The organism is Cryobacterium sp. W22_MBD10_FK3 (assembly GCF_052113745.1).
In the GTDB taxonomy this organism is placed as follows: Bacteria; Actinomycetota; Actinomycetes; order Actinomycetales; family Microbacteriaceae; genus Cryobacterium.
On the sequence record NZ_JBGQOH010000005.1, the window covers coordinates 176,624 to 201,489 of the forward strand.

General features: G+C 70.1%; 26 protein-coding genes. 13 read left to right on the forward strand and 13 right to left on the reverse strand.

Going from position 1 to position 24,866, the window contains the following annotated elements:
- Positions 1-30: 30 nt before the first annotated feature.
- Genes hemQ through ACEN2M_RS07905 form a run of 4 tightly spaced genes read left to right on the forward strand, consistent with a single transcriptional unit; the run spans position 31 to position 3,588 of the window.
- Positions 31-762 carry a hydrogen peroxide-dependent heme synthase gene (gene hemQ, locus ACEN2M_RS07890; RefSeq protein ID WP_441647560.1) on the forward strand — a complete coding sequence of 244 codons (732 nt, stop codon included), beginning with the start codon at positions 31-33 and terminating at the stop codon, positions 760-762.
- Positions 762-1,856 (forward strand): ferrochelatase, encoded by a 1,095-nt coding sequence (locus ACEN2M_RS07895; protein ID WP_441647561.1) that lies wholly within the window; start codon positions 762-764, stop codon positions 1,854-1,856. The genes hemQ and ACEN2M_RS07895 overlap by 1 nt, the downstream gene beginning before the upstream one ends.
- A gap of 38 nt (positions 1,857-1,894) precedes the next feature.
- The gene (hemC, locus tag ACEN2M_RS07900; RefSeq protein ID WP_441647587.1) at positions 1,895-2,806 is read left to right on the forward strand and encodes a hydroxymethylbilane synthase; all 912 of its coding nucleotides are present in this window, start codon (positions 1,895-1,897) and stop codon (positions 2,804-2,806) included.
- Positions 2,807-2,811: 5 nt separating this feature from the next.
- Positions 2,812-3,588 carry a uroporphyrinogen-III synthase gene (locus tag ACEN2M_RS07905; RefSeq protein WP_441647588.1) on the forward strand — a complete coding sequence of 259 codons (777 nt, stop codon included), beginning with the start codon at positions 2,812-2,814 and terminating at the stop codon, positions 3,586-3,588.
- A 57-nt stretch (positions 3,589-3,645) separates the two neighbouring features.
- On the opposite strand, the gene ACEN2M_RS07910 is transcribed toward ACEN2M_RS07905, so the two are convergent.
- Positions 3,646-4,368, reverse strand: coding sequence for an MBL fold metallo-hydrolase (locus ACEN2M_RS07910; protein ID WP_441647562.1), 723 nt, complete (start codon positions 4,366-4,368; stop codon positions 3,646-3,648).
- 53 nt (positions 4,369-4,421) lie between these two features.
- Here ACEN2M_RS07910 and ACEN2M_RS07915 point away from each other — a divergent pair, with 53 nt between their 5' ends.
- The 4 genes from ACEN2M_RS07915 (at position 4,422) to ACEN2M_RS07930 (ending at position 8,409) form a co-directional block, all read left to right on the forward strand.
- Complete coding sequence (locus ACEN2M_RS07915) at positions 4,422-5,000, forward strand: TetR/AcrR family transcriptional regulator (RefSeq protein ID WP_441647563.1); 579 nt, start codon at positions 4,422-4,424, stop codon at positions 4,998-5,000.
- Positions 5,001-5,055: 55 nt separating this feature from the next.
- Positions 5,056-6,039: a porphobilinogen synthase gene (hemB, locus tag ACEN2M_RS07920; RefSeq protein ID WP_441647589.1), complete on the forward strand. Its 984-nt coding sequence runs from the start codon at positions 5,056-5,058 to the stop codon at positions 6,037-6,039.
- Entirely contained in the window at positions 6,036-7,385 is a 1,350-nt protein-coding gene (hemL, locus tag ACEN2M_RS07925; RefSeq protein WP_441647564.1) for a glutamate-1-semialdehyde 2,1-aminomutase, read from the forward strand. Before hemB ends, hemL begins: the two co-directional genes overlap by 4 nt.
- A gap of 178 nt (positions 7,386-7,563) precedes the next feature.
- Positions 7,564-8,409 carry a hypothetical protein gene (locus tag ACEN2M_RS07930; RefSeq protein WP_441647565.1) on the forward strand — a complete coding sequence of 282 codons (846 nt, stop codon included), beginning with the start codon at positions 7,564-7,566 and terminating at the stop codon, positions 8,407-8,409.
- 19 nt (positions 8,410-8,428) lie between these two features.
- Here ACEN2M_RS07930 and ACEN2M_RS07935 read toward each other — a convergent pair whose 3' ends face one another.
- The 10 genes from ACEN2M_RS07935 to trhO form a co-directional block, all read right to left on the reverse strand.
- Positions 8,429-9,010 carry a helix-turn-helix domain-containing protein gene (locus tag ACEN2M_RS07935; RefSeq protein ID WP_441647566.1) on the reverse strand — a complete coding sequence of 194 codons (582 nt, stop codon included), beginning with the start codon at positions 9,008-9,010 and terminating at the stop codon, positions 8,429-8,431.
- 117 nt (positions 9,011-9,127) lie between these two features.
- Positions 9,128-9,694 carry a dienelactone hydrolase family protein gene (locus ACEN2M_RS07940; protein WP_441647567.1) on the reverse strand — a complete coding sequence of 189 codons (567 nt, stop codon included), beginning with the start codon at positions 9,692-9,694 and terminating at the stop codon, positions 9,128-9,130.
- A 37-nt stretch (positions 9,695-9,731) separates the two neighbouring features.
- A complete protein-coding gene (locus tag ACEN2M_RS07945) occupies positions 9,732-10,112 on the reverse strand; it encodes a DUF1304 domain-containing protein (protein ID WP_441647568.1) in 381 nt (126 codons plus the stop codon).
- Positions 10,113-10,145: 33 nt separating this feature from the next.
- Positions 10,146-11,159, reverse strand: coding sequence for an MDR family oxidoreductase (locus ACEN2M_RS07950; RefSeq protein ID WP_441647569.1), 1,014 nt, complete (start codon positions 11,157-11,159; stop codon positions 10,146-10,148).
- Positions 11,160-11,227: 68 nt separating this feature from the next.
- The gene (locus tag ACEN2M_RS07955) at positions 11,228-12,064 is read right to left on the reverse strand and encodes an ABC transporter permease (protein ID WP_441647570.1); all 837 of its coding nucleotides are present in this window, start codon (positions 12,062-12,064) and stop codon (positions 11,228-11,230) included.
- The gene (locus ACEN2M_RS07960; protein ID WP_441647571.1) at positions 12,061-12,963 is read right to left on the reverse strand and encodes an ATP-binding cassette domain-containing protein; all 903 of its coding nucleotides are present in this window, start codon (positions 12,961-12,963) and stop codon (positions 12,061-12,063) included. Before ACEN2M_RS07960 ends, ACEN2M_RS07955 begins: the two co-directional genes overlap by 4 nt.
- Before the next feature lie 98 nt (positions 12,964-13,061).
- Positions 13,062-14,303, reverse strand: coding sequence for a cysteine desulfurase-like protein (locus ACEN2M_RS07965; protein ID WP_441647572.1), 1,242 nt, complete (start codon positions 14,301-14,303; stop codon positions 13,062-13,064).
- 57 nt (positions 14,304-14,360) lie between these two features.
- The gene (locus tag ACEN2M_RS07970) at positions 14,361-15,185 is read right to left on the reverse strand and encodes an aldo/keto reductase (RefSeq protein WP_441647573.1); all 825 of its coding nucleotides are present in this window, start codon (positions 15,183-15,185) and stop codon (positions 14,361-14,363) included.
- Between the two features lie 58 nt (positions 15,186-15,243).
- Entirely contained in the window at positions 15,244-16,452 is a 1,209-nt protein-coding gene (locus tag ACEN2M_RS07975; protein ID WP_441647574.1) for an MFS transporter, read from the reverse strand.
- A 158-nt stretch (positions 16,453-16,610) separates the two neighbouring features.
- Positions 16,611-17,510, reverse strand: coding sequence for an oxygen-dependent tRNA uridine(34) hydroxylase TrhO (gene trhO / locus ACEN2M_RS07980; RefSeq protein ID WP_441647575.1), 900 nt, complete (start codon positions 17,508-17,510; stop codon positions 16,611-16,613).
- A gap of 86 nt (positions 17,511-17,596) precedes the next feature.
- Between trhO and ACEN2M_RS07985 the strand changes: the two genes are divergently transcribed.
- The 5 genes from ACEN2M_RS07985 to ACEN2M_RS08005 all read left to right on the forward strand — a co-directional run bounded on the left by ACEN2M_RS07985 (position 17,597) and on the right by ACEN2M_RS08005 (position 22,284).
- Positions 17,597-18,142 (forward strand): YbhB/YbcL family Raf kinase inhibitor-like protein, encoded by a 546-nt coding sequence (locus ACEN2M_RS07985; protein ID WP_441647576.1) that lies wholly within the window; start codon positions 17,597-17,599, stop codon positions 18,140-18,142.
- Between the two features lie 301 nt (positions 18,143-18,443).
- Entirely contained in the window at positions 18,444-19,529 is a 1,086-nt protein-coding gene (locus ACEN2M_RS07990; protein WP_441647577.1) for an alpha/beta hydrolase, read from the forward strand.
- A gap of 113 nt (positions 19,530-19,642) precedes the next feature.
- Positions 19,643-20,389 (forward strand): nucleoside phosphorylase, encoded by a 747-nt coding sequence (locus tag ACEN2M_RS07995; protein WP_441647578.1) that lies wholly within the window; start codon positions 19,643-19,645, stop codon positions 20,387-20,389.
- Positions 20,389-21,696 (forward strand): amidohydrolase family protein, encoded by a 1,308-nt coding sequence (locus ACEN2M_RS08000; RefSeq protein ID WP_441647579.1) that lies wholly within the window; start codon positions 20,389-20,391, stop codon positions 21,694-21,696. The genes ACEN2M_RS07995 and ACEN2M_RS08000 overlap by 1 nt, the downstream gene beginning before the upstream one ends.
- A gap of 9 nt (positions 21,697-21,705) precedes the next feature.
- Positions 21,706-22,284 (forward strand): acyl-CoA thioesterase, encoded by a 579-nt coding sequence (locus tag ACEN2M_RS08005; RefSeq protein ID WP_441647580.1) that lies wholly within the window; start codon positions 21,706-21,708, stop codon positions 22,282-22,284.
- 6 nt (positions 22,285-22,290) lie between these two features.
- Here ACEN2M_RS08005 and ACEN2M_RS08010 read toward each other — a convergent pair whose 3' ends face one another.
- Both ACEN2M_RS08010 and ACEN2M_RS08015 read right to left on the reverse strand, forming a co-directional pair.
- On the reverse strand, positions 22,291-22,848 hold the full coding sequence (locus ACEN2M_RS08010) for an SRPBCC domain-containing protein (RefSeq protein WP_441647581.1): 558 nt from the start codon (positions 22,846-22,848) through the stop codon (positions 22,291-22,293).
- A gap of 75 nt (positions 22,849-22,923) precedes the next feature.
- Complete coding sequence (locus ACEN2M_RS08015) at positions 22,924-24,483, reverse strand: phytoene desaturase family protein (RefSeq protein ID WP_441647582.1); 1,560 nt, start codon at positions 24,481-24,483, stop codon at positions 22,924-22,926.
- Positions 24,484-24,866 lie beyond the last annotated feature (383 nt).

The window sequence follows — 24,866 nt, forward strand, 5'->3', positions numbered from 1 at the left end:
ACTCACCCGGCTGCCGGAGAGGCAGTAGACATGACCACGCCCACCCCCGCTTCACACACCTCCTCCGAGGCTGAATCCACCGAGGCCTCGCCCTCCGGATTCACCCTCTTCACGGTGCTGCGCAAGGACCCGGCCAACCCCGACGACCTCGACGGGCGCGACGTACCCCGGTTCGTCGACGAGCTCGATGACATCATCGCCCTCGTCGAAGCCGAGGGCGTGACCCTGCGCGGCATCTACGACGTCTCAGGCCTCCGTGCCGACGCCGACGTGATGCTCTGGACGCACGCCGACGAGGCCCAGACCCTGCAGTGGGCCAACCGGGAACTCCGTCGCAGCCGCCTGCTCAAGAGCCTGCTGCCCACCTGGAACGCCATGGGCGTGCACCGCGACGCCGAGTTCAACAAGAGCCACGTGCCCGGCTTCCTGCGCGGAGTCGAGCCCAAGGGCTGGCTCACGGTCTACCCGTTCGTGCGCAGCTACGAGTGGTACCTGCTGCCGGAGGCCGAGCGCAGCAAGATGCTCGCCGACCACGGTCGCAAGGGCGCCGCGTTCCGCGGGGCCATCGCCAACACGGTCTCGTCGTTCGCCCTGGGCGACTACGAGTGGCTGCTGCCGATCGAGTCGGACGAACTGACCGAGCTGGTCGACCTGATGCGCGAACTCCGCGCCACCGACGCGCGCATGCACGTGCGCGAAGAGGTGCCGTTCTACACGGGCCGTCGCATCACCACCGCCGAACTCGTGGAGGTCCTGCAGTAATGACGAGCTACGACGCCATCCTGCTCGCCGGCTTCGGCGGGCCTGAGGGCCAGGATGATGTGATCCCGTTCCTGCGCAACGTCACCGGGGGCCGCGGCATCCCGGAGGCCCGCCTCGAGGAGGTCGCGGTGCACTACCGCCACTTCGGCGGCATCAGCCCGATCAACCAGCAGAACCGCGTGCTGCGCGCCGCCCTGCAGGCCGAGCTCGACCGCCGGGGCATCACCCTGCCGGTGATCTGGGGCAACCGCAACTGGGCGCCCTACCTGGCCGACACCATCGCCGAAGCGCACGAGAACGGTCAGGACCGCCTGCTCGCCATCGCGACCAGCGCCTACAGCTCCTACTCCGGCTGCCGCCAGTACCGCGAGGACTTCGCGGCTGCATTGGAGAAGACCGGCCTCACCGGTACCGTGCAGATCGACAAGATCCGCCAGTTCTTCGATCACCCCGGCTTCGTCACCCCGTTCATCACCGGTGTGCGCCAGGGCCTGGCCGATGTGGAGGCCGCCAACCCCGGCATCAACCTCGCCACCGAGGTGGAGGTGCTGTTCAGCACCCACTCGATCCCGTCCACGGATGCCGCCAAGAGCGGCCCCGCCGAGCGCGGCTTCGGCCCAGACGGCGCCTACGCCGCCCAGCACCTGGCCGTCGCCGACGTGGTCATGCAGGGCCTCGACACCCCGTGGCAGCTGGTCTACCAGTCCCGCAGCGGCCCGCCCAGCATGCCCTGGCTCGAGCCCGACATCAACGACGCGATCGCGTTGCTGCCCGAGCGCGGCATCCGCGCCGTGGTCATCGTGCCGCTCGGCTTCGTGAGCGACCACATGGAGGTCATGTGGGACCTCGACAACGAGGCCACCGAATCGGCCAAGGAACACGGCCTGTTCTCGGTGCGTGTGCCTACCCCCGGCGCCGACCCGGTCTACGTGAGTGGTCTGATCGACCTCGTGGAGGAGCGCCTGAACGACGTGCCCGCCGAGGACCGTCCGGCCATGACCGACCTCGGCCCCTGGTACGACATCTGTCGACCGGGTTGCTGCGAAAACGTGCGCCTCGGCTTCAAGCCGGCGGTCGCTGGGATGGCGCCGTGAGCGTCATCCGCGTCGGCACCCGGGGCAGCGCCCTCGCCATGGCCCAGACCACGACTGTGGCCAACCGCATCCAGGCGGCCACCGGCGGCGAGGTGGAGATCATTCCGATCACCACCCACGGCGACGTGTCCCGCGAGTCGCTCTCCAGCCTCGGCGGCACCGGGGTTTTCGCCAGCGCTCTGCGCGAGGCGCTGCTGAACGACGAGTGCGACGTTGTCGTGCACTCGTTCAAGGATCTGCCCACCGACCGGTACGCGGGCCTCGTCATCGGCGCGACACCCAAACGCGCCGACGCCAGGGACGTGCTCTGCGCCAGGGACGGCTTCACGCTCACCACGCTGCCCGAGGGCGCCAAGGTCGGCACCGGTTCGCCGCGCCGGGCCGCGCAGTTGCGCGCGCTGCGCCCAGACCTCGAGGTCGTCGACATCCGCGGCAACGTGGGCACCCGGCTCGCGCTGGTCACCGACGAGACTCTGCACGCCGTGGTGCTCGCTGCCGCAGGTCTGGGCCGGCTCGGCCTGCTCGAGAACGTGGCCACCGACTACCTCGAACTCTCGGCCTGGCCCACAGCGCCGGGCCAGGGCGCCCTGGCCATCGAGGTGCGGGAGGGCAAGCCGGACCGGCTGCTCACCAAGGCCCTCGCCGTGCTGAACCACGCCACCACCCAGGCCACCGTCACCGCCGAGCGCCACGTGCTCGCCAGGCTCGAGGCCGGCTGCGCCGCCCCGATCGGGGCGACCGCCGTGATCGACGACGGCCTGCTCTTCCTCACCGCCACCGTCTACAGCCCCGACGGCACCCGCCGGATCACGGCGTCGCACGCGGCGACCCCCGAATCGCACTCGCTCGCCGATCTGCAGGATGCCGCCCTGGACGTCGCCGACCGCGCCGCCAGGGAGCTCCTGGCCGGAGGCGCTGCCGAGTTCGCCCCGCTGACGGTGACGTCGTGAGCGCCATGCGGCACAACCCGGAGAAGCCGTTGGCCGGCTGGCGCGTTCTCGTGCCCCGGGGCGGGCCCTGGGGCGACCAGGTCGCCGCGAACCTGCGCAGCCGCGGTGCGCTGCCGATCGTCGCTCCGATGATCAACTTCGCGCCCACCGACGATGCCGCCGCCCTCGACACCGCGCTGGCCAAGCTCGCTGCCGGCGACTTCGACTGGATGACCGTCACCAGCGCCACCACCGTCGACGTGCTCTCCTCGCACCGCGCCGTCGTGGCGCCGGGCACCCGCATCGCCGCGGTCGGCGAGACGACCGCCGCCGCGCTCGTGGCCGCGGGCTACCACGTGGACATCGTGCCGTCGGAGGACAACTCGGCCAAGGGCCTGCTCGCCGACTGGGAGGCCGCCACGCACGGCGTCATCCCGCTGCGCGTGCTCACCCTGCGCTCCGAGATCGCGAAGCCGTTGCTCACCGAAGGCCTGCGCCGCATCGGCCACGACGTCGAGTCCGTCGTCGCCTACCGCACCGTCGGCGTCCCGGTCTCCGACCGGGTCATCGCCGACGTCAGGGCCGGCCGCGTTCACGCGGTCCTGGTCACCAGCGGCAGCGTGGCACAGCAGGTGCAGGACCAGCTCGGTCCGATCTCCAAGACCACCCTGGTCGCCTGCATCGGCCCGCGCACCGCAAAAGACGCTGAAGCCATCGGCCTGCGTGTCGACGTGATCGCCGACGAACGCAGCGCCGAGTCCCTCATCGAGGCTCTCGTGCGGCTGGCGCCGCGCGACCTCTAGCCGCCGAGTCGCCAATCCGGTTGCCGCATCGGTGCGGCGGCACTCTGCCCGCGCCGGCTAGCGCGCGTTCCGTGCCGCCGTCTCGACCGCGACCACCGCGGCCTCGACACCGCCGTTCCACGGCGCACCGTGACCGGGCAGCACCCAGGTCGCCCCCGTGGCGACGAGGGCCCGAAGCGAGGCGATCGCCCGGTCCGGTTCGTCGGTGAAAGGCGCCGGCTGGGGGCCGTCCTGACCGGTGAGAACGTGCCGGGTGGTGAGACCGTCACCCACGAACACGGCGTCGACGACGGGAACGTAGATGGCGATGCTGCCCTCGGAGTGGCCGGGCAGCCCGATGATCTGTGGGTCCCCCGGCAGGTCGAGGGTCTCGCCGTCGCGCGCCTCGAGGACCTCGGTCAGGTGGGTCGTGCGCAGCCCGCCCTTGCGGAGAGTGTAGGCCGCGAACGTCAGCACGGCGGCCGGTCTCATCGTCTGCTTCGAGGTGGCGGGCTTCGCACCGCCTTTCGCCCGGTCGGCATCGCCCGGGTGGATGTAGACCGGCACGCCGTGGTCGCGCCGGAGTCGCTCGGCGAACCCGAGATGATCGGAATCGCCGTGGGTGAGGATCAGGCCCTTGACGTCGGACAGGGTGCGGCCCATTGTGGTGAGTTCGGCGAGCAGTTCGCTCCAATGACCGGCCAGCCCGGCATCGATGATGGTCACCCCCTCTGGGGTGTCGATGAGATAGACGGCGACGATGTCGTTGCCGATGCGGTGGAGAGCGGGGGCTAGTTTCATGATGGCTATGCTACATAGCCATCATGGCTATCGTCAATAGCTATACTGGCAACATGCCTACACCGGACCGCACCTCACTCGACGCCATCGTGCTCGCCGCGCGCGACCTGCTGGAACAGGACGGACTCGCCGGGCTCACCATGCAGGCCGTCGCCCAGCGGGTCGGCGTGCGCACCCCCTCGCTCTACAAGCGGGTGCAGAGCCGGGACGCGCTGATCCAGCTGGTGGCTGAGGCGACGCTGACCGAGCTGGCGGGGCGGATGAACACCGGTGCGAGCCCGGTTCTGCTCGCGAACATCCTCCGGGCGTTCGGCCACGAGCGGCCTGCCGCCTTCCAGTTGGTCATGACGCCCGGTGCCGGCACGCCGGTCGCCGACCGCGCTGTCGCGGCTGCCGCGAGCGAGGCCATCCTGCGCGCCGCCGGCGAGCTCGCCGGTGCTGAGCACGCCCTCGAGGCCGCCCGCACCCTGACCGCGTGGGCCACCGGCTTCATCAGCATGGAGTTGAACGGCACCTTCAAGCTGGGCGGCGACGTCGACAAGGCCTGGGACTTCGGCGTGACGCGTATCGTCGACGCGATCACGGCCGACCGTCCGAGCGAGCGACACCTCGCCGGGGCGCCCCAGGCCTAGCCGGGTGCACCGGCCCGGAGCCGCACTCAGGCTGGAGGCCTAGGCTGGTCGGGTGATAAACCCCGTCATCCGCCCGCGACGACTGCGCAGCACCCCCGCACTCCGCCGCCTGGCCAGCGAAACCCGTGTCCACCCCGCCGAGCTCGTCCTGCCGCTGTTCGTGCGCGAGGGCACCGAGTCCACCCCGATCTCGTCGATGCCGGGAATCGTGCAACACAGCATCGACGGGGCCCGCCGCGCCGTGGCCGAGGCCGCCGCGGCCGGAATCGGCGGCGTGATGCTCTTCGGCGTGCCCGCGGTGCGCGACGCCACCGGCACCGGAGCGACCGATCCAGACGGCATTTTGAACGCCGCCACCCGCGCCGTGGTCGCCGAGGTGGGCGACGCCCTGGTGGTGCAGACCGACCTGTGCCTCGACGAATTCACCGACCACGGGCACTGCGGCGTGCTCGCCGCTGACGGCTCCGTCGACAACGACGCCACCCTGCTGCGCTACAACGACATGGCGCTCGCGCAGGCCCAGGCCGGCTCGGCCCTGCTCGGCCTGTCCGGCATGATGGACGGCCAGGTCGCCTCGGTGCGCGCCACCCTCGACGCCGCCGGTTACGCCGACACCGCCGTGCTCGCCTACTCGGCCAAGTACGCCTCCGCCTACTACGGCCCGTTCCGTGAGGCCGTGCAGTCCACCCTGGTCGGCGACCGCCGCACCTACCAGCTCGACCCGGCCAACCGTCGCGAGGGCGTGCGCGAGGCCCGCATCGACATCGACGAGGGCGCCGACGTCGTCATGGTCAAGCCCGCCGGCAGCTACCTCGACGTGCTCGCCGAGGTCGCCGCGATGAGCGAGGTTCCGGTCTGGGCCTACCAGGTCTCTGGCGAATACGCCATGATCGAGGCCGCCGCCGCGCAGGGCTGGATCGACCGCCGCCGCGCCATCGAGGAGTCGGTGCTCAGCATCCGCCGGGCCGGCGCCGACGCCATTCTCACCTACTGGGCGGTCGAACTCGCCGCCTGGCTCACCGAAACGGATGCCCGATGACCCGCACCACGCACACGCCCGCCACCCACAACGACGAGCTCTTCGCCCGCGCCCAGCTCTCCATCCCCGGCGGCGTCAACTCGCCCGTGCGGGCCTTCCGCTCCGTCGGCGGCACCCCGTTGTTCCTGGTGAAGGCGCAGGGTGCCTACGTCACCGACTCCGACGGCCGCGACTACGTCGACCTGGTCAACTCCTGGGGCCCCGCCATTCTCGGCCACGCGCACCCCGCCGTGGTCGCCGCCGTGCAGGAGGCCGCCGCCCTGGGCCTGTCCTTCGGCGCCTCCACCCCCGGCGAGACCGTGCTGGCCGAGCTGATCAAGAGCCGCGTCGGCGCGATCGAGAAGCTCCGCCTGGTCTCCACCGGCACCGAAGCCACCATGACGGCCATCCGCCTGGCCCGCGGCTTCACCCAGCGTGACCTGCTGATCAAGTTTGCCGGGCACTACCACGGCCACTCCGACGGCCTGCTGGCCGAGGCCGGCAGCGGCCTGGCCACCCTGGCGCTGCCCGGCTCGGCCGGCGTCACGGCGGCGACCGCCGCGCAGACCCTGGTGCTGCCGTACAACGACCTGGGTGCCGTGCGCGCCGCGTTCGAGGCGTACCCCGGCCAGATCGCCGCCGTGATCACCGAGGCCGCGGCCGCCAACATGGGCGTCGTCGCCCCGGATGCCGGCTTCAACGCGGCCCTCTGCGACCTCGCGCACGAATACGGTGCGCTGCTCATCGTCGACGAGGTCCTCACCGGCTTCCGGGTCAACCCGGGCGGCTTCTGGGCGCTGCAGGCCGAGGATGGCGAGAGCTACACGCCCGACCTCTTCACCTACGGCAAGGTCATCGGCGGCGGCCTGCCCGTCGCCGCGCTCGGCGGCCGGGCCGACGTGATGGACTTCCTCGCCCCGGCCGGCCCGGTCTACCAGGCCGGAACGCTCTCGGGGAACCCCGTGGCCGTGGCCGCCGGTATCGCCACCCTCACCGCGGCCGACGCCGCCGTCTACAGTCGCCTGGACGAGACCGCCGAGCTGCTCTCCGACGCCGTCTCCAACGCTCTCTTCGCCGAGGGCGTGGCGCACAGCGTGCAGCACGCCGGCAACCTGTTCAGCTTCGTGTTCGGCCAGGATGCCGCGATCACGCCGCCGCGCAGCTATGCCGAGGTGCAGCGTCAGGAGGGCTTCCGGTACGGGCCCTTCTTCCACTCCATGCTCACCAGCGGCGTCTCCCTGCCGCCGTCGGTGTTCGAAGCCTGGTTCGTATCCGCCGCCCACGACGGCGACTCGATCGGCAGAATCCTCGAGGCGCTGCCCGCCGCCGCCAAGGCCGCAGCCGAGGCGCGGCCGCCGGCCGCCTAACCCGCCGCCAACTGTTCCCGAAGCGGACATGTGCGCCCGGTGCACCGGGTGCAGATGTCCGCATGGGGACCAGTTGGCCGCGGATGCGGTGCCGCTGGGCAGGGTCCACGGCTGCGGCGTTATGGCTTTGTGAGTTAGCGACAGGGGGATTTCCAGCCGGACCGGGCAGACTGGGGGAATGGCTTCCTTGCGCGTACATCCCGATCGGCTGGAGATTCACCTGACGCCCGCGGAGAAAACGCTGGCCTTCCGCCGGGAGAACGTGGTGATCCAGCGGGAGAACATCCGGTCGGTGACGATCACGGATGATCCGTGGATCTGGGTGCGCGGCATTCGTGCCCCCGGCGCCCTGGTGCCGCTCGTCGTGGCCGTCGGCGTGTGGAAGTTCCACGGCGGCAAGGACTTCCTGGCCATCAAACGCCGCCGCCAGGCCGTGGTCATCGACCTGATCGGCGACGACTTCGCCCGGGTGATCCTGTCGACCAACCATGCCCCCGACCTCATCGCCTCCCTCAAGCTCGAAGCCACCGACGCCGAGAACGTGCCGGAGCTCGACGGGCCTGAACTCGAGGGGTCGGCCGGGCCCGAATCCACCGAGGCCACCGTGGAGGAGTCCGCCCCGGCCAAGCCGGCGAAACGTGCCAAGAGAGTCGCCGTCGCCGCTGCCGCAACGGAAACCACCGTGGACGCGGCCGCCGGCTCCGCTGCGTCGCCCGCACCTGTGAAGCCGGCCAAGCGGACCCGGCCGGCAACGGTCAAGGCCGCGGCGCCCACCAAGCCCGCCAAGGCCGCACCGGCCAGGCGTGCCCAGGCTGCCGGGACCGCCAACGCTGCCTCCGCCACCGATGCCACCGGTGCCACCGATGTCGCCGAGACTGTCGAGCCCGCAGCGCCCGCAGCGCCCGCAGCGCCCGCAGCGCCCGTCAAGCCGGTCAAGCGGGCCCGCCCGAAGGCGACGCCGGTTGTCGTGCCGGCTGCCGCACCCGTCGCCACTCCGGTCACCCTGCCGGAGGCGACAGCGTAGGTGCTCGACGGGTGCCGGGTCAGCGAATGGTGCTGGCCCGCACGTGGATGCGCTCGCCGGTCTGGCCGAACAGGCTGAGGATCTCCGTCGGCTCGGATCCGGCGCTGCCGAAGGCGTGCGGCACGCGGGTGTCGAACTCGGCGACCTCGCCCACCCCGAGGATCATGTCGTGCTCGCCCAGCATCAGGCGCAGGCGACCGCTCAGCACGTAGAACCAGTCGAATCCCTCGTGGGTGCGCTGCTCGAGCGGCTCGTCGGCAGTGCGGCCCGGGATGATCACCTTGAAGGCCTGCAGCCCGCCCGCGGTGCGGCTGAGCGGCACGAAGGTGCGGCCGTGGCGGGTGAACGGCCGCTGGTCGAGGCGCGGATCCTGGTCGGTCGGAGAATGCACCAGGTCGTCGATGGTCACGTCGTGGGCCGCCGAGAGTGCCAGCAGCAGCTCCAGGGTGGGCTTGCGCTGCCCGGACTCGAGGCGGGACAGCGTGCTCTCGGAGATCCCGGTGGTCGCGGAGAGCTGCGCCTGGGTGCGCCCGCTGGCCAGGCGCAGCTCGCGAAGTCGGGCGCCCACGGTCTGCAGAACGGATGGTGTGTCGGAGGTCATCCCCTCATCGTGCCAGACCGGCAACCCCGCTTGCCACCCGCGGGGCCCCAGATTCGCGAAAGCGCCCGTGTGGCTGCCTCAGCCAGCTGAGGCAACCACACGCCCGCTCTCGCGGGTCTACGTGAGGCGGTCGAGGAACCCGATCGCCCGCTCCAGGATGAGTTCGGCGATCTCCTCGTCGTATTCGCTGAGGCTGGAGTCGGCGACCAGGTGGGCGCGGCCCGGGTAGATGAACAGCTCGGCGGCACCGGCATTCTCGGCCAGCTCCTCCACCTCCAGCAGCTCGATCCACTCGTCCTCGGCGCTCACGTGCATTTGCAGGGCAGCCGTGGCGGGCCAGTCCGAACCGAACATGGCGGCAGGCACCCCGCCGTGAAAGAGCAGGGCGCCCAGGGCGCCCTGCCTGGTCTGGGCGAGCTTCTGGGCGGGCAGGGTGCCCAGCGAAAAGCCGGCGTACACGGTGTTCGGCGGCATCGCATCCGCTGCCTGTTCGCCGCGTTCGATGATGGTGTCGAAACCTGTCTTCTCGGCGTGTGCCACGCCGGAGTCGATGGTGTCGAAGGTGCGGCCGTCATAAAGGTCGGGCACGACGACGTCGTGGCCGGCGTCCCGCAGCCGTTGTGCGAATTCCGCCACCCCTTCGGTGAGGCCCTGCGCGTGGTGGAAGAGGATGACGTGGGTCACAACGGTCCTTTCGGCAAGGTCCTGTGCGGCCGGCTGCCTAGGCGAACAGGAAGAGGATGAATCCGATCAGCGGCAGCGTACCCTGCGTGAGAGCCGACTTCACCCGGCCGGGCCCGGTGGTGGTGAGCACCGTGGCGGCGAGGAACATCGACGCCGTGCTGAACAGGATCAGGGCCGCGCCGGCATCAGCCGGGCCGCCGAAATACAGGAACAGCCCGACGATGGCGCCCACGGCCAGGAACAGGTTGTAGAAGCCCTGGTTATAGGCCAACGGCTTGGTGGTCTCGGCGTCGGCCTGGCTGGCCAGACCGAACCGCTGCCAGACCTTCGGCCGGGTCCACCAGGCGCTCTCCATGAGAAAAATGTAGACGTGCAGCAACGCCGCGAGAGCGATGAAAACGGATGCAAAAATGACCATTTGGCCAGCCTAGCCGCGTATTCGCCCGTCGCCTCAGCGGCGCACGTCCACGACTGTGCGGCCGTGCACCCGGCCGGCCAGAATGTCGGCCGCGGCCGTGAACGACTCCTCGAGCGAGATCACCGAGGTGAGGCCGTCGAGCAGCTCGAGGTCGAGGTCGGTGGCCAGACGTGTCCAGGCCTCTTCGCGGAGCGGCAGGGGCGCCTCGACCGAATTGATGCCGGCCAGCGTGACGGCCCGCAGGATGAAGGGCATCACGGTCGTGGGCAGGTCGGCGCCCTGGGCCAGCCCGCAGGAGGCCACCACGCCACCCTGGTGTGTCTGGGCGAGGATGTTGGCGAGCGTGAAGCTGCCGACGGAGTCGATGGCGCCCGCCCAGCGCTGGGCCTGCAGCGGTTTGCCTGCTTCGTCGATGGTGTGCCGGTCGAGGATCTCGGCCGCACCCAGGCCGCGCAGGTAGTCGCCGAGCTCCTCGCCGCGACCCGTGGAGGCGACCACCCGGTAGCCGCGCGCCGCGAGAAGCGCTATTGCGATCGAGCCCACCCCGCCGGCGGCCCCGGTCACCAGCACGTCGCCCGACTCCGGGGTCACGCCGCCGCGCTCGAGGGCGAGCACGGCCAGCATGGCCGTGAAGCCGGCGGTGCCGACCGCGGCGGCGCGCAACGCGCTCACGCCCACGGGCAGGCGCACCAGGGAGGCGCCAGAGACGCGGGCCCGCTCGGCGAGTCCGCCGTGGTGGCTTTCGCCGATGCCGGCGCCGTTGAGGATCACCCTGTCACCGGCCACCCAGCGGGGGTCGGCGCTCGACTCGACGGTGCCCACCAGGTCGATGCCCGCGATCAGCGGCCACACCCTGGCCACGCCGGGCTTGCCCATCAGGGCCAGGCCGTCTTTGTAGTTGATGCTGGAGTATTCAACGTCCACGGTGACGTCGCCGGCCATCAGCGCATCGTCCGTGACCGTGGTCAGGGCGGCGGACTGGGTGCGCTTGCCTGATTCATCTTCGGTGCGGGTGACGACGATGGCGCGGAATTCGGTAGCAGACATGCCTTCACCCTAGACCCGCGGTCGTCGCGGGATCCGGGCGCACACCGGGCCTTTCTGCCCGGATCTGCCTAGGTGACGTCGCGCTTCCAGCTGATGAAGTACCCGCCGACGGTGGCCGCCAGGCCGTAGGCCAGCAGCACCAGGCCGCCCTGCCAGGGCTCCAGTACGCCGCCGCCGGGGCTGGCCAGGGTGAAGAAGCTCGCGCCCACGAGGGCGTCGGAGGCGGCCCCGGGCAGGAACTTGCCGATATCGGCCGTCACCTCGGTGAACGCCGCGGCGAAGCGCAGCAGCGGTTCCACGAACTGGGTGAACGCGAGCACGATCACGATCGACGCGACCTGGCTGGGCACGAGTGTACCCAGGCCCACGCCGATCACGGCCCACAGTGCCATCGCCAGCACCGTGCGCCCGATCAGGGCCCAGGTCTCACCGTCGGCGAGCAGCGGGTCGACCCCGAAGCCGCCGAGCACGAGCGCGCCGACGCCGACGGATGCCGCCAGCCCGACCAGGCCGAGACCGGCACCCACCACGAACAGGGCGATGGTCTTGGCGCCGAGCACTCCGCCGCGCTTGGGGGTGGCGAGGAAGGTGGGCGTGAGGGTCTGGTGCCGGAACTCGCCGGTGGTGGCCAGGGCGCCGAGCAGCACCGGGAAGACATATCCGACCGAGGCCGCGAAGCTGTAGATCAGGGGCGGCAGGCTGCCGAGCCCGGACAGGTCTCCGCCGCCGCCGGTGTTCATGGAGTCGGGGCTGATGGCGCCGCTTTCGACACCGCCGAACAGGACAGAGAGGCCGCCGGCCAGGAGGGCGATGTAGCCGAACAGCACCAGGGCGAGGATCCACCACATCCGGGTGGTCAGGATCTTGTTGAATTCGGCGGCCACTGGGCGCAGGATCAGGTTCACAGCGAGTCGCCTCCTTCAACGAGGGCGAGGAAGGAGTCTTCCAGGCCCGCCTTCTGCCGGTGCAGCGCGTTCAGTTCCACGCCGGCGGTGAAGGCGATATGGCCCACCTGGCCGGGGTCGGGCACGGCGACGATCAGGCCGGTGCGCCCGGAGGTGAAGGCCAGGCCCGCGTCGGTGAGGGCCTTGCCGAGCGCGTCCCTGGTGGGGGAGTCGACGATGACCTGCGGCGCGATGTTGGTGTCCAGGCTCGACAACGGCCCGGAGTGCACGAGGGAGCCCTTGGCGATGATGATGACGTCGTCGACGCTCTGCTGCACCTCGCTGAGCAGGTGCGAGCTGACCAACACGGTGCGTCCCTCGGTGGCCATGCTGCTGAGGAACCCGCGGATCCACTTGATGCCCTCGGGGTCGAGGCCGTTGATGGGTTCGTCGAGCACCAGCACGCCGGGGTCGCCGAGTAGCGAGTAAGCCAGGCCGAGGCGTTGGCGCATGCCCAGTGAGTAGCCGCCGACCCGCTGGTTGGCGTGCTCGGCCAGGCCCACGGTGTGCAGCACCTCGGCCACCCTGGTGCGCGGAAGGCCCGCGGCGATCGCGTAGACGCCGAGGTGATTGGCGGCGGTGCGTCCGGGGTGAAAACTGGCGGCTTCGAGCGCGGCCCCGACGGTCTGCAGCGGACGGGGCAAGTCGCGGTAGCGCAGCCCGCCGAAGGTGGCGGTGCCAGAGGTGGCGGCGACGAGACCCAGCAGCATCCGCAGGGTGGTGGTCTTCCCGGCACCGTTCGGGCCCAGGAATCCGGTGACCCGGCCGGGCTCGACGGTGAAGGACAGGTCGTTGACAGCCGTGACCTGGCCGAACTTCTTGGTGATGTTGGTGAATTCGATGACAGCGCCGATCGGCATCCGTGTCCCCTTGTCGCTTTGTGTTCAGCTTATTGGGAAAACGGGCCGGTCCGCGGGGGTTTTTTGGCCGGTAGGCAACTCATGTGACTCGAATGGCGTCAGCCGAGCACAAATTCGGCGAGGCCCGCGAGCAGCGCGTCGATCTCGGCGGGGGTGCTGTACGGGGCCAGACCGATGCGCAGACCCCCGGCCTCGCCCAGACCCAGGTGCCTGGACGCCTCCAGTGCGTAGAAGGAACCGGAGGGTGCCAGGATGCCGCGCTCGAAGAGGAACTCGGTGGCGTCGGCGGCGCGCCGACCGGTGAAGCCCACCAGCACCGTCGGGGTGCGCTGGGCGGCCCTGGAGTACACCGTCACGCCGGGCAGCGCGGCCAGCCCCGACTCCAGGCGGTCACGGAGGGCATCCTCGTGGGCCTCGGCCGACCGCAGTGACGCGCGGAGGCGTTCCCGGCGGCTGCTGCTCGGGCGGGCCGGCACCCCGGTGGCCAGCTCGCCGAGCCCGGCGAGGAAGTCGACGGCGGCGGTGACGCCGGCGAGGGTCTCGTAAGGCAGAGTGCCGAGTTCGAACCGTTCCGGCACCACATCCGTCGACGGCAGCAGCTTGTCGGGGTGGATGCCGGCCAACAGTGCCGGGTCGGCCGCGAGCACACCACAGTGCGGGCCGAAGAACTTGTAGGGCGAGCAGACGAAGAAGTCAGCGCCGAGGGCCGCGAGATCCACGAAGGCGTGCGGCACGTAGTGCACGCCGTCGACGAAGAACAGCGCGCCGGCCTGGTGCACCACCTTGGCGATCTCGGCGATCGCGGGGCGGGTTCCGATCAGGTTGGACGCCGCGGTCACGGCCACCAGGCGGGTGCGGTCGGTGAGCACCGCGGCCACGGCGGCCGGGGCCAGTTCGCCGGTCTCCGGGTCGAAGTCCACCCAGACCACGGTGGCGCCGGCGTGGTCGGCGGCCTGCACCCACGGGCGGATGTTGGCGTCGTGGTCGAGGCGCGACACCACGATCTCGTCGCCGGGGGCCCAGTCGCGGGACAGGTGCCTCGAGAAGTCGTAGGTGAGCTGGGTGGCGCTTCGACCATAGACGATGCCGAGCGCATCGGCGCCGAGCAGGTCGGCCATGGCCGACCTGAAGCCGGTGACGGCGTCGTCGGCGTTCCGCTCGGATGGGCTGCGCCTGCCGCGGATCGACAGTGGCCCGGTCAAGGTGTTGAAAATGGCCTGGCCGACGCTCTGCGGGGTCTGGGTGCCGCCCGGGCTGTCGAAATGCACGGTGTGCTCTGGAACGGTGCCGGCGGTCAGGGCGGGAAAGTGGGCGCGGATCGATTCGACGTCGTAGGTCACCCTGCCATCCAAGCATTGATCGGGCGGCTGCCGCCGCTGACGCTGTGGCGCCTCGGTTCAGCCGTTGAACTCCACAGGGTCAGGGCCGATCCGGGAGTCGGTGTTCAGGCCGTCGATGAGCAGCAGGTCGGCGGGGCTGAGGTCGAAGTCGAAGACGGCGAGGTTCTCGATGATGCGGCAGGGCGTGACCGACTTGGGGATGGCGATGCGGCCCTGCTGCAGGTGCCAGCGCAGGATGACCTGCGCGGGGGAGCGACCGGCGCGCGCGGCGACATCCGCGATCACGGCATCGGCCAGCAGGCCGCCTTGCGCGAGCGGGCTCCAGGCCTCCGTCACGATGCCCCGCGCCTTGTTGGCGGCGCGCACCTCCGCCTGGCTGAGGCGCGGGTGCAGCTCCACCTGATTCACGGCCGGCACAATCCGGGCGGTCTGGGCGAGACGCTCGAGGTGCTCGGGGGCGAAGTTCGAGACGCCGATCGCGCGCACTCGCCCGTCGGCGAGGAGTTGCTCCATGGCGCGCCACGACTCCACGTAGGTGTCGTTGGCCGGTGCCGGCCAGTGGATCAGGTACAGGTCCACGTAGTCCAGGCCGAGCGCGGCCAGGCTGGCCTCGTAGGCGGCGATCGTGCTCGCAAAGCCCTGGTCGCTGTTCCACAGCTTGGTGGTGATGAACAGTTCATCGCGGGGGATGCCCGACGCGGCCAGGGCGCGGCCTACGCCCGCTTCGTTGCCATAGATGGCGGCGGTGTCGATGCTGCGGTAGCCGGCGGCCAGGGCGGCGGTGACGGCCGCGGTGGTCTCGTCGTCCGGCACCTGGAAGACGCCGAAGCCGAGCTGGGGAATCTCGACGCCGCTGTTCAGGGCGATGGTGGGAATGCTCATGCGATGGTCCTTTGGTTCAGGTGCGAGGTTCAGGTGCGAGGTTCAGGGTGGGGGTACGTCAGGAGGCGGTGGTGACGAGCGGGGCGGCGCTCGCCGCGGGGCCTTGGGCGGCCGGGGACAGCACGTTGCGGCGGGTGGCCGCCACGGCCATCACGATCGCGGCGGCCGCGGTGATCGCCGCGCCGGCCCAGAGCGGTGAGGTGTAACCGAGGCCCACGCTGATGGTGATGCCGCCGATCCAGGCGCCGAGGGCGTTGCCCACGTTGAACGCGGCGATGTTGGCGCTGGAGGCCAGGGTCGGAGCGGTGTCGGCGTAGAGCATGATGCGGGTCTGCAGGCCGGGAACGGTGCCGAAACCGAAGCCGCCCATCAGCACGAGCGCGATCACGGTGGCGACGGGGTTCGCTGCGGTGAGGGCGAAGAGCGCCATCACGATGGTGAGCCCGATCAGCAGCACCACCAGGGTGGGGTCCAGCCGGCGGTCCGCGGCCTTGCCGCCGAGGATGTTGCCCACGAACAGGCCCGCGCCGAAGACCACGAGCAGCCACGGCACCGCGGCGCTGCCGAACCCGCTCACCTCGGTGAGCGTGTAGGCGATGTAGGTGAAGGCGCCGAACATGCCGCCGAAGCCGAGCACCGTCACCACCAGCGAGAGCCAGACCTGGCTGGACCGGAAGGCGCGCAGCTCACCGCGCAGGTTGCTCACGTGCGCGGTGTCCTCGGTGGCGCGGGGAACCAGCGCCACGATGCCGGCCAGGGCGATCACGCCGATCACGGTGATGGCCCAGAAGGTGGCGCGCCAGCCGAAGCTCTGGCCGATGAAGGTGCCGAACGGCACGCCGAGCACATTGGCCAGAGTGAGGCCGGTGAACATGATGGCGATGGCGCCGGACTTCTTGCTCGCCGGCACCAGGCTGGCGGCGACGACGGCGCCGATACCGAAGAAGGCGCCGTGGCAGAGGGCGGCGGTGATGCGGCCGAGCAGCATGATCGAGTAGGTGGGGGCGAGGGCCGAGATGAGGTTGCCGATGATGAAGAGCACCATCAGGCCCACGAGCACGTGCTTGCGGGGCAATCGGGTCACGGCGGCGGTGAGCAGGATGGCACCGACCGCGACACTCAGGGCGTAGCCGGAGATGAGCCAGCCGGCGGCGGCCTCGGTCACGGCGAAGTCGGCGGCCACCTCGGGCAGCAGGCCGGCGATGACGAATTCGGTCAGGCCGATCCCGAAGCCGCCGAGGGCGAGTGCGATCAATCCAATGGGCATGAAAAATCCTTCACGTTTCTGCGCGGGTTGGTGCACATCCGCGGTTGTGGTGCACGCGCTGGTAGTTGCAGGCGCGCTATAAATGATTGCACACGCTAGGTACGTGCGCAAGCAACAAACTCGTGGCGGCGCGAGGGTGGGTTTCCGGCCAGCCCGGCTCAGGCCGCGTGCACCACGCAGGCCGGAGCGGCCAGCGCTACGCAGTCCGGGCAGGCCACGAGTTGCTCCCGGCAGGACAGATCCCGGCAGTTGAGCATGTGCTTGGTGGCTGCGCCGCAGACCTGGCAGTGCCCGAGCACGGCGGCGTGGTCGCTGAAGTCCACCGACATCCGCTGGTCGAATACGTAGAGGGAGCCGTCCCAGAGGCCGTCGTCGCCGTAGGCCTCGCCGTAACGCACTATGCCACCCTCGAGCTGATAGACCTCGCCGAAGCCCCGGTCCTTCATCAGTGATGAGAGCACCTCGCAGCGGATGCCGCCCGTGCAGTAGGTCACCACGGGCTGGCCCTTGAGATGGTCGTACTTGCCGCTGTCCAGCTCGGCCGCGAACTCGCGGGTGTTGGCCACATCCGGCACCACGGCATCCCGGAACCGACCGATCTCGGCCTCGAAGGCATTGCGGCCGTCGAAGAACACCACGTCGTCGCCGCGTTCGGCGACGAGGGCGTGCAGCTCGGCGGGGGCCAAGCGGGTGCCGCCGCCCACGACGCCGCCGGCATCCACGGTGAGGGTCTCCGGCGAGCCGAAGCTCACGATCTCATCGCGCACCTTCACGACCAGGCGCGGAAAGTCCAGGCTCGCCCCGGCGTCATCGAGGCCGGTTCCCTCGCTCCACTTGAAGTCGATGTCGGCGAACGGCGCGTACTGGCGGGTCTTGCGCACGTAGCGCTTGAGGGCGGGCAGGTCGCCGCCGACCGTGCCGTTCAACCCGTCCTTCGAGATCAGGATGCGGCCGCGCAGGCCGAGCGACTCGCAGAGGTCCCGCTGCCAGAGGCGGATGGCTTCGGGGTCGCTGAGCGGGGTGAAGACGTAGTAGAGCAGGATCTTCGGAATGGCCACCCCCATATTTTAGGCGTCGGCGCCGACCCGCAGGCGGCCCACGTAGGCTGAGCCAACCAGGCCACCACCAGAGTTACGGAGTGTGTATGACCACGATCGATCCCTTCGCCCGTTTCGGCGAGGTGCCCCTGTTCAGCCTGACGAGTTCGGTGATGACCCACGGCGGCCCGCTCGCCATCGCCCAGTACGGCGCCGGCGCCGGCGGCCAGGATGTCTCGCCCGACCTGCACTGGAGCGGCTTTCCCGCCGAGACGCAGAGCTTCGCGCTCACGGTGTTCGACCCGGACGCCCCGACCGGCTCCGGCTTCTGGCACTGGGCGCTGTTCAACATTCCCGCCCACGTCGACAGCCTGCCCACCGGCGCCGGCGTGAAGAACTCGCCGCTGTTGCCCGCCGGGGCCGTCGTGATGCCCAACGAAACCCGTCAGCCCACCTTCATCGGCGCCGGCCCGCCTCCGGGCACGGGCACGCACCGCTACCAGTTCGTGCTGCACGCCCTGGACGTCGCCGACCTGGGCGTCGACCCGCAGGCCACCCCCGGCGTGCTCGGCTTCAACGTGCATTTCCACACCCTGGCCCGCGCGGTGCTCGAGGCCACCGGGGTGGCAGGCGGGGCTGCCGCCGCCGCCTGACCGGCCGGCCGCCGCCCCGCCTGCCGAGCTGTGCGGGCAAGGCGCCGCTGTGCGGGCAAGGCGCCGCTGGGCGGGTGGCGCGCCACCCGCAAAACGGCGCCGCACCCGCACGGCCGTGGCGTGCGCGCCGAGGGGCGCGAGGGGCACGAGGGAAGACCGCAGCCGAGGTGAGTGATTCTCAGGTCATCTCAGGGTTGTGCGCCTATCTTCGACAGGCGGCAAAAAACGATGCAAGCGCTACCAACGCCAGATCGGCACTTCGAAGCCGCATCCGGTAGCGCGCCATCGGCAGTAAGGCACCATGCTCCACTCGTCCTCGCACTCCAGCACCAGCTTCGACCCCACCGCGGGTCCCGCGGCCGATTCGCACCTCACCCATCGGGAGACCGGCCTGTCCAGGGTGCCGGTGTGGCTGTGGAAGGCGATCATGACCCGCGTCGCGCCGGGTGAACTGCACAAGTTCAACGCCGACCCGATCGACGACGTCGACTACCACTTCGACCTCGATTACGTGGGCGACGGCATCCGTGACCACCGCCTCGACGTGCTCGTGCCACACGAGCGACACGAGGAGCCCGACGCGAGCGGCGTCGCGGAACCGCTGCCCGTCTACATCTACTTCCACGGTGGTGGCTGGACCTCCGGCGACAAGGCACCGCTCACCAAGTACGCCGCCAGCCAGGCCGTCGAGGGCATGGTGGTCGTCAACGCGAACTACCGCATGGCCACCCGCTTCAAGATCGGCCACATGCTGAGCGACGCGAACGCCGTGCTCACCTGGGTCAAGCGCAACATTCTCGACTACGGCGGTGACGCCACCCGCATCGTCATCGGCGGCGACTCGGCCGGCGGGCACATCGCGGCCCTGCTCACCGCCGCGGCCAACGACGAAGCCCTGGCCGCGCACTACAACCTCGATCTGCAGATCGAAGCCGGACATCTGCGCGGGCTCGTGCAGCACTGCAGCATCGCCGACTTCTCCGTGATGTTCGAGCGCGGATTCGTGCTCAGCCTCAATTTCCTGCGGATGCTGCTTCCCGAGCGCAGCCCAGGCATGTCGCTGCGTGACGCGGCCCGGTTCCTGTCGCCCATCGAGTGGCTCGACAAGGGGTTCCCGCCGGTGTTCATCACCACGTCTGAGCGGGACTACTTCTACCGCGCCAACCTCAACTTCATCGAGGCGCTGCGCCGGCGGTCCATCGTGGCCGACACCGTGATCTACGGCCGGCACCGCACCAACACCCGGCACACCTGGCAGCAGGACGCCCGGCATCCGGAATCGCAGGAGGTCTACCGCCGCCTGGGTTCCTTCGTGCGGACGGTGGCGGCGCTGCCCGCACAGGCCGCGCAGACGCTGCCCCGGCCAGCCGAGCCCGCCCTGGCCTAGCTCCGGTCGGCGCCCACGCCGCACGGTAGGACCGGCTCCTGTTCAGCCCTGGCATGGTAGACAAGTCCGACACCTGCCAGGCCACCCGGGCCGCGCCACCCAGAGGAGCACAGATGAGCCAGGCCGACACGTTCCCGGTGACCGGACTGCCCAAGACCGGACTACCCACCCGCGCACTGGTCGTCGGTGACCCGTTCCGGGCCGAGCAGATCTCCCACCAGCTCGCCAATGTGCGCGAGGTCGCCCACCGGCGCGAGTACCGCTCGTTCGTCGGCGACTGGAACGGCGCCTCCGTCGTTGTCTCGTCGCACGGCGTCGGCGCCCCCGGCGCCATCTGCCTGTTCCAGGAGTTGATGGATGCCGGCGTCGACACCATCATCCGGCTCGGCACCGCCGGTGCGCTGCTGCGCGGCATCGGTGACGGCGACCTGATCATCGCCGAATCCTGCGTGCGCGACGACGGCGTCACCCACCAGCTGGTGCCCGAGAGCTACCCGGCCGCGGCGAGCCCAGAGGTCGTGCTCGCGCTGGCCGAAGCCGCTCGTCGGCACGACGCCCCGCATCACCGGGGCATCGTCTGGACTCGGGCGGCCTTCTACCCGGGCATCATCGACCTCAATCAGGCCGGCTACGTGAAGCTGGGCGTGCTCGCCATCGAGATGGAGCTCTCGGCCCTGCTGGTGCTCGCCTCGACCCGTGGTGTGCGCGCCGGCGGCGGCCTGGTGATCGACGGCGCCACCGCCGACGACCTCGTCGACACCACCGGGTATGACCCGCACCGCACCGTGGTGGCGGACGGTGTCGCCCGCGGCGTGTCAGTCACCCTCGACGCTCTCGTCGCCCTGCCCGAGCTCGTCTGATGGGCACCGAGCCCGTCGACCTGATCCTCACCGCGGATGCCGTTCTCACCGTCGACGCCGCGGGAACGATCGTGCAGGCCGGCGCCGTCGCCATCCGGGGCGGGGTGATCGTGGGCGTCGGGCCGGCCGTCGACCTGCGCGCCCGCTTCGACGCGGCCGAGGTGCTCGAGAGCCCGGGCTGCGTGATCGCGCCGGGCTGGGTGAACACGCACACCCACCTGGCCATGAACCTGTTCCGCGGGGCGGCAGACGACGTCACCCTCGAGGTTTTCCTCGAGCGCATGGTCGCCGCCGAACTGAGTACCCTCAGCGCCGCGACCGTGGCCGTCGGCGCGCGGGCGGGCATCGCTGAGTGCCTGGCCGGCGGCACCACCACGGCGCTGGACATGTACTGGTTCCCCAGGGCCACTCGCGGCGTCGCCGCCGAGGCCGGCTTCCGGCTGCTGAACGGCCCCATCTTTCTCGGCACCGAGGACCCGGAGGGCCGCGACTTCGCGGGCATGCTCGAGGAGGCCAGGTCGATCCTCGCCGACAACCGCGCCGAGTCGCCGGACGACGCTCTCTGGGTGATGCCGCACTCGGCCTACACCCTCGGCCGCGACCAGCTGGAAAGCATCCGGAAGCTGGCCGCAGACGTGGACGCCCGCATCCACACACACGCCTCCGAGAGCCTCGGCGAGTTGGCGCTCACGGTGCAGGTCAACGGAGACCGACCGGTCGCCGTGCTCGACGCGGCCGGGCTCCTGACCGCCCACACGGTGTTGGCCCATGCCGTGCACCTCACCGACGAGGAGATCGCCCGCGTCGCCGCCAGCGGTGCCGCCGTGGCGCACTGTCCGATGTCGAACCTCAAGCTCGGCTGCGGCATCGCCCGGCTGCCCGAGCTGCTGCAGCACGGCGCCGCCGTGGGCCTCGGCACCGACGGGGCCGCGTCCGCCGGCGCCCTCGACATGTACGCCGCCGTGCGGATGGCCGCGCTCCTGCACAAGGGCACCAGCAACGACCCCACCATGATCAGCGCCGAACGCGCCGTTCGGCTGGGCACCGTGGATGGTGCCCGCGCGCTCGGCCTCGCCGATGTGGGCACTATCGAGCCCGGCATGCAGGCCGACCTCCAGGTCGTGCGGATCGACACCCTGAACGCCGGCCCCAGCCGGGACCCCTGGTCGGCGCTGGCCTACACGGCCACGGCCACCGACGTGCGGCACACCATCGTGCGGGGCAAGATCGTGCTGCGCGACCGGGTGCTGCAGACCATAAACGAAAAAGTTGCCCTGCGTGAGCTCTCGGAGGCCGCCGCCCGCTAGCATCATCGGGTGCACATGTTCTTTCGAACCCTGCTCCACTCCCTGCGCTCGCGCTTCGGACCCCGCCTCGGGCACTACGACGTCGCCCGCACGCGGTTCATCACGCTGCCCACCGACCAGGACATCCTGCGGCACATGAACAACGGCGTGTACCTCTCGATCATGGACATCGCCAGGTTCGACATGCTGCACCGCACCGGCATCTGGGCAATCTTCCAGGCAAAGGGCTGGTATCCGGTGGTGGTGTCCGAGACCATCAGCTTCCGTAAGTCGCTCACCATCGGCCAGCGGTTCACCGTGGAGTCGCGCATCCTGGGCTTCGACGAGAAGGCCGTGTACGTGGAGCAACGCTTCGTGCGACCCGTCGAGGGCGCGGATGCGACGCCCGGCGAGGTCGAGGTCTACGCCCGCGGCTTCATCCGCGGCCGGTTCCTCAAGCGCACGGGGGGCGTGGTCACCATCGACGAACTCACCGACGCCGTCGGCGCCGTACCCGACGGTGTCACCGTGCCCGACTGGCTGCTCGAGTGGAGTGCCGACGTGGCCATGCCCGCCACCCGGGCTCCGGCTCCGAGCATCTGGGAGTAAGCCGGATCAGGCCGGGCCGCCCTCCGCCGGTGGAGCGGGCTTGGGCACCAGAAGCTCCTGATAGTGGCTTTGCAGTGCCGGGTAGTACTTGCTGAACGATGGCAGTGCGTGGTGGGTTCGCGAGGCCACCAGGCGATCGAGGTAGTAGTCCCAGACCGGACCGAACGTGGCTGCCTCCGCCGGGGAGTGCAACCGCAGCCCGAAGGTCAACACTGTCTTGCCCGACCCTTCGCTCAGATGCGCCATCACCCGCCAGGCATCCTCGCCCTCGCCGATGTCCAGGGCCAGCTTCTTGAACTCGACACACTCCAGAATGCTCACGTACTCCCACTGGGAATCGTGCTTCGATTCCATCCGGAACCGCACGGCGCCGGTGCGCGGAGACCCCGTGTAGGTGCCGATCCAGCCGTGCAGGGCCTCAGGTTTGGTCATGGCCTCCCACACCGACTCCGCGGTCGCCGGGAAGATGCGGTCAAAGAGCAGGTAGAGCCCGTCGCCCCGGTGGGCGAGCCGTCCCGTGGCGTGGGCGAGATCCGACGGTCCAGGCATGGGCAGGGTGGGCATGGTGACCTCCACGGTGAGTGCAACACGAGCCTTTTCCTTGAGGCTATGCCTGATTCGGAACCGCCGCCAGAGCGCTCATTCGCTCTCGAGCACGGCCATGGCGGCGTTGTGGCCGCCGAGCCCACTCACGCCGCCGCCGCGCCGGGCGCCGGCGCCGCAGAGCAGAATCCGCGGATGCCGGGTGGCCACGCCCCACCGCTCGGCCGGGGTGTCCCTGGGTGCGTCGTCCTCCAGGAACGGCCACGACAATGGACCGTGGAAGATGTCCCCGCCGGGCAGGTTGAGCGCGGCTTCCAGGTCGGCGGTGGTCTTGGTCTCGATGCAGGGGCGGCCATGGGCGTCCCTGAGCAGCAGGTCCTCGATGGGTTCGGCGAGCACCGAGTTGAGCGAGGCCAGGACCGCTGCCTCCAGCTCGGCCCGAACACCGGCGTTGTCCCCGTGGGTGAGCCGGTCGGGCGTGTGCAGGCCGAAGACGGTGAGGGTCTGGGCGCCGGCAGCCACCAGCTCGGGCGACAGGATGCTCGGGTCGGTGAGCGAGTGGCAGTAGATCTCACAGGACACCAGCGTGGGGATCCTGCCTGCGCTCGCCGCCAGATACGCGGCTTCGAGTTGGCTGAGGGTCTCGTTGATGTGAAAGGTGCCGCCGAACGCGGCCTCGGCTGACACCGTCGCATCCAGCAGTCGGGGAAGTCGGCGAAGCAGCAGGTTCACCTTGACCTGGGCGCCCTCCGGTTTGACGGTGCCCGCCGTGCGTTCACCGAGCAGGCCGTCCAGCACCCACGGTGCCACGTTCGCCAACACGTGCCTCCCGACGGTGCTCTCGTCGCGGTGTTCGTGCCGGTAGCGCACGGCGCCATCCGGATCGACGCCGGTGACCTCCGCGCCGGTCAGGATGCGTGCCCCGGCCTGCCGGGCCACCCGCTCCAGCTCTGCGGTCACCGCGCCCATGCCGCCGATCGGCACGTCCCAATCCCCGGTGCCGTTGCCGATCGAGTGATAGAGATAGCACCGGTTCGCGTCGAGCGAAGCGTCGTGCACCGAGGTGAACGTGCCGATCAAGCCGTCGGTCGCCACCACCCCGCGCACCAGGTCGTTCGCGAAGCGCCGGGTGAGCATCTCCCCGAGCGGATGCTCGATGAGCTCGCTCCACAGGGAGTCGTCGTCTACCAGTTCTCGGGCCTGGGACCGGGTGGGCAGCGGTTCGCACACCGTGGGGAACAGCGCACGGGCGACCCTGCCGAGGTCACCGCCCAATTGTTCCCAGGCCCGCGCGTCTCCGCCGGCCCCGATCCGGTCGAAGGATGCCCGCGTGGCCGCGGCGTCGCCCGCATCCACCAGCAGGCCGGTTGCCGGGTTGCCGGGATCGGGGGTGTACGACGAGTATCGCCGTCGGGCCAGCTCGATCGACAGGCCGAGTTCGGCGATGACACGAGCCGGCAGCAGGCTCACCAGGTAGGAGTAGCGGGACAGGCGCGCATCCACCCCGGCGAAGGCGGTTGCGGACACCGCCGCACCACCCACGTGATCGTCCCGCTCGAGCACCAGCACGCTGCGGCCGGCGCGGGCCAGATAGGCCGCCGCGGTGAGGCCGTTATGGCCGGCTCCGACGATCACGATGTCATGGGTGGTGCGCATGGAGACCCTCCGGAAGCGGCGTTGCTGGTCATTCGACCTTAACCCGCACGGCACGACACGCCCGGGATGCGGATGGGATTTGCGACCCCCCCGGAATCCCCGTAATGTCATCTCTCGTCACCCCACAGGTTCGGAAAGCCGAAGAGCTACCGGCCTCAAGCGGGACCAAATCCAAGCAGAAAAGAAAGCGATTCTTCGCTTTGTACAGCTTGATGAAGTTTGCTTCGAATTCCTTTACTGGAATCCCAGCAGGCAACAAGAACAACATCGAAGTGCCCCGGAGCGACAGCCATTAGGCCTGAAGTCGGGTGCGTCCGATCCTTGAGAACTCAACAGCGTGCACAATGTCAAATGCCAAAAACCTCGTGGTTTGGATCCGTTTC

Excerpts from the sequence above, each read along its gene's own strand:
- hemQ (WP_441647560.1), top strand. The coding sequence starts at position 31 with ATGACCACGCCCACCCCCGCTTCACACACCTCCTCCGAGGCTGAATCC.
- ACEN2M_RS07895 (WP_441647561.1), top strand. The coding sequence starts at position 762 with ATGACGAGCTACGACGCCATCCTGCTCGCCGGCTTCGGCGGGCCTGAG.
- hemC (WP_441647587.1), top strand. The coding sequence starts at position 1,895 with ATGGCCCAGACCACGACTGTGGCCAACCGCATCCAGGCGGCCACCGGC.
- ACEN2M_RS07905 (WP_441647588.1), top strand. The coding sequence starts at position 2,812 with ATGCGGCACAACCCGGAGAAGCCGTTGGCCGGCTGGCGCGTTCTCGTG.
- ACEN2M_RS07910 (WP_441647562.1), bottom strand. The coding sequence starts at position 4,368 with ATGAAACTAGCCCCCGCTCTCCACCGCATCGGCAACGACATCGTCGCC.
- ACEN2M_RS07915 (WP_441647563.1), top strand. The coding sequence starts at position 4,422 with ATGCCTACACCGGACCGCACCTCACTCGACGCCATCGTGCTCGCCGCG.
- hemL (WP_441647564.1), top strand. The coding sequence starts at position 6,036 with ATGACCCGCACCACGCACACGCCCGCCACCCACAACGACGAGCTCTTC.
- ACEN2M_RS07930 (WP_441647565.1), top strand. The coding sequence starts at position 7,564 with ATGGCTTCCTTGCGCGTACATCCCGATCGGCTGGAGATTCACCTGACG.
- ACEN2M_RS07935 (WP_441647566.1), bottom strand. The coding sequence starts at position 9,010 with ATGACCTCCGACACACCATCCGTTCTGCAGACCGTGGGCGCCCGACTT.
- ACEN2M_RS07945 (WP_441647568.1), bottom strand. The coding sequence starts at position 10,112 with ATGGTCATTTTTGCATCCGTTTTCATCGCTCTCGCGGCGTTGCTGCAC.
- ACEN2M_RS07950 (WP_441647569.1), bottom strand. The coding sequence starts at position 11,159 with ATGTCTGCTACCGAATTCCGCGCCATCGTCGTCACCCGCACCGAAGAT.
- ACEN2M_RS07960 (WP_441647571.1), bottom strand. The coding sequence starts at position 12,963 with ATGCCGATCGGCGCTGTCATCGAATTCACCAACATCACCAAGAAGTTC.
- ACEN2M_RS07970 (WP_441647573.1), bottom strand. The coding sequence starts at position 15,185 with ATGAGCATTCCCACCATCGCCCTGAACAGCGGCGTCGAGATTCCCCAG.
- ACEN2M_RS07975 (WP_441647574.1), bottom strand. The coding sequence starts at position 16,452 with ATGCCCATTGGATTGATCGCACTCGCCCTCGGCGGCTTCGGGATCGGC.
- ACEN2M_RS07985 (WP_441647576.1), top strand. The coding sequence starts at position 17,597 with ATGACCACGATCGATCCCTTCGCCCGTTTCGGCGAGGTGCCCCTGTTC.
- ACEN2M_RS07990 (WP_441647577.1), top strand. The coding sequence starts at position 18,444 with ATGCTCCACTCGTCCTCGCACTCCAGCACCAGCTTCGACCCCACCGCG.
- ACEN2M_RS07995 (WP_441647578.1), top strand. The coding sequence starts at position 19,643 with ATGAGCCAGGCCGACACGTTCCCGGTGACCGGACTGCCCAAGACCGGA.
- ACEN2M_RS08000 (WP_441647579.1), top strand. The coding sequence starts at position 20,389 with ATGGGCACCGAGCCCGTCGACCTGATCCTCACCGCGGATGCCGTTCTC.
- ACEN2M_RS08010 (WP_441647581.1), bottom strand. The coding sequence starts at position 22,848 with ATGCCCACCCTGCCCATGCCTGGACCGTCGGATCTCGCCCACGCCACG.
- ACEN2M_RS08015 (WP_441647582.1), bottom strand. The coding sequence starts at position 24,483 with ATGCGCACCACCCATGACATCGTGATCGTCGGAGCCGGCCATAACGGC.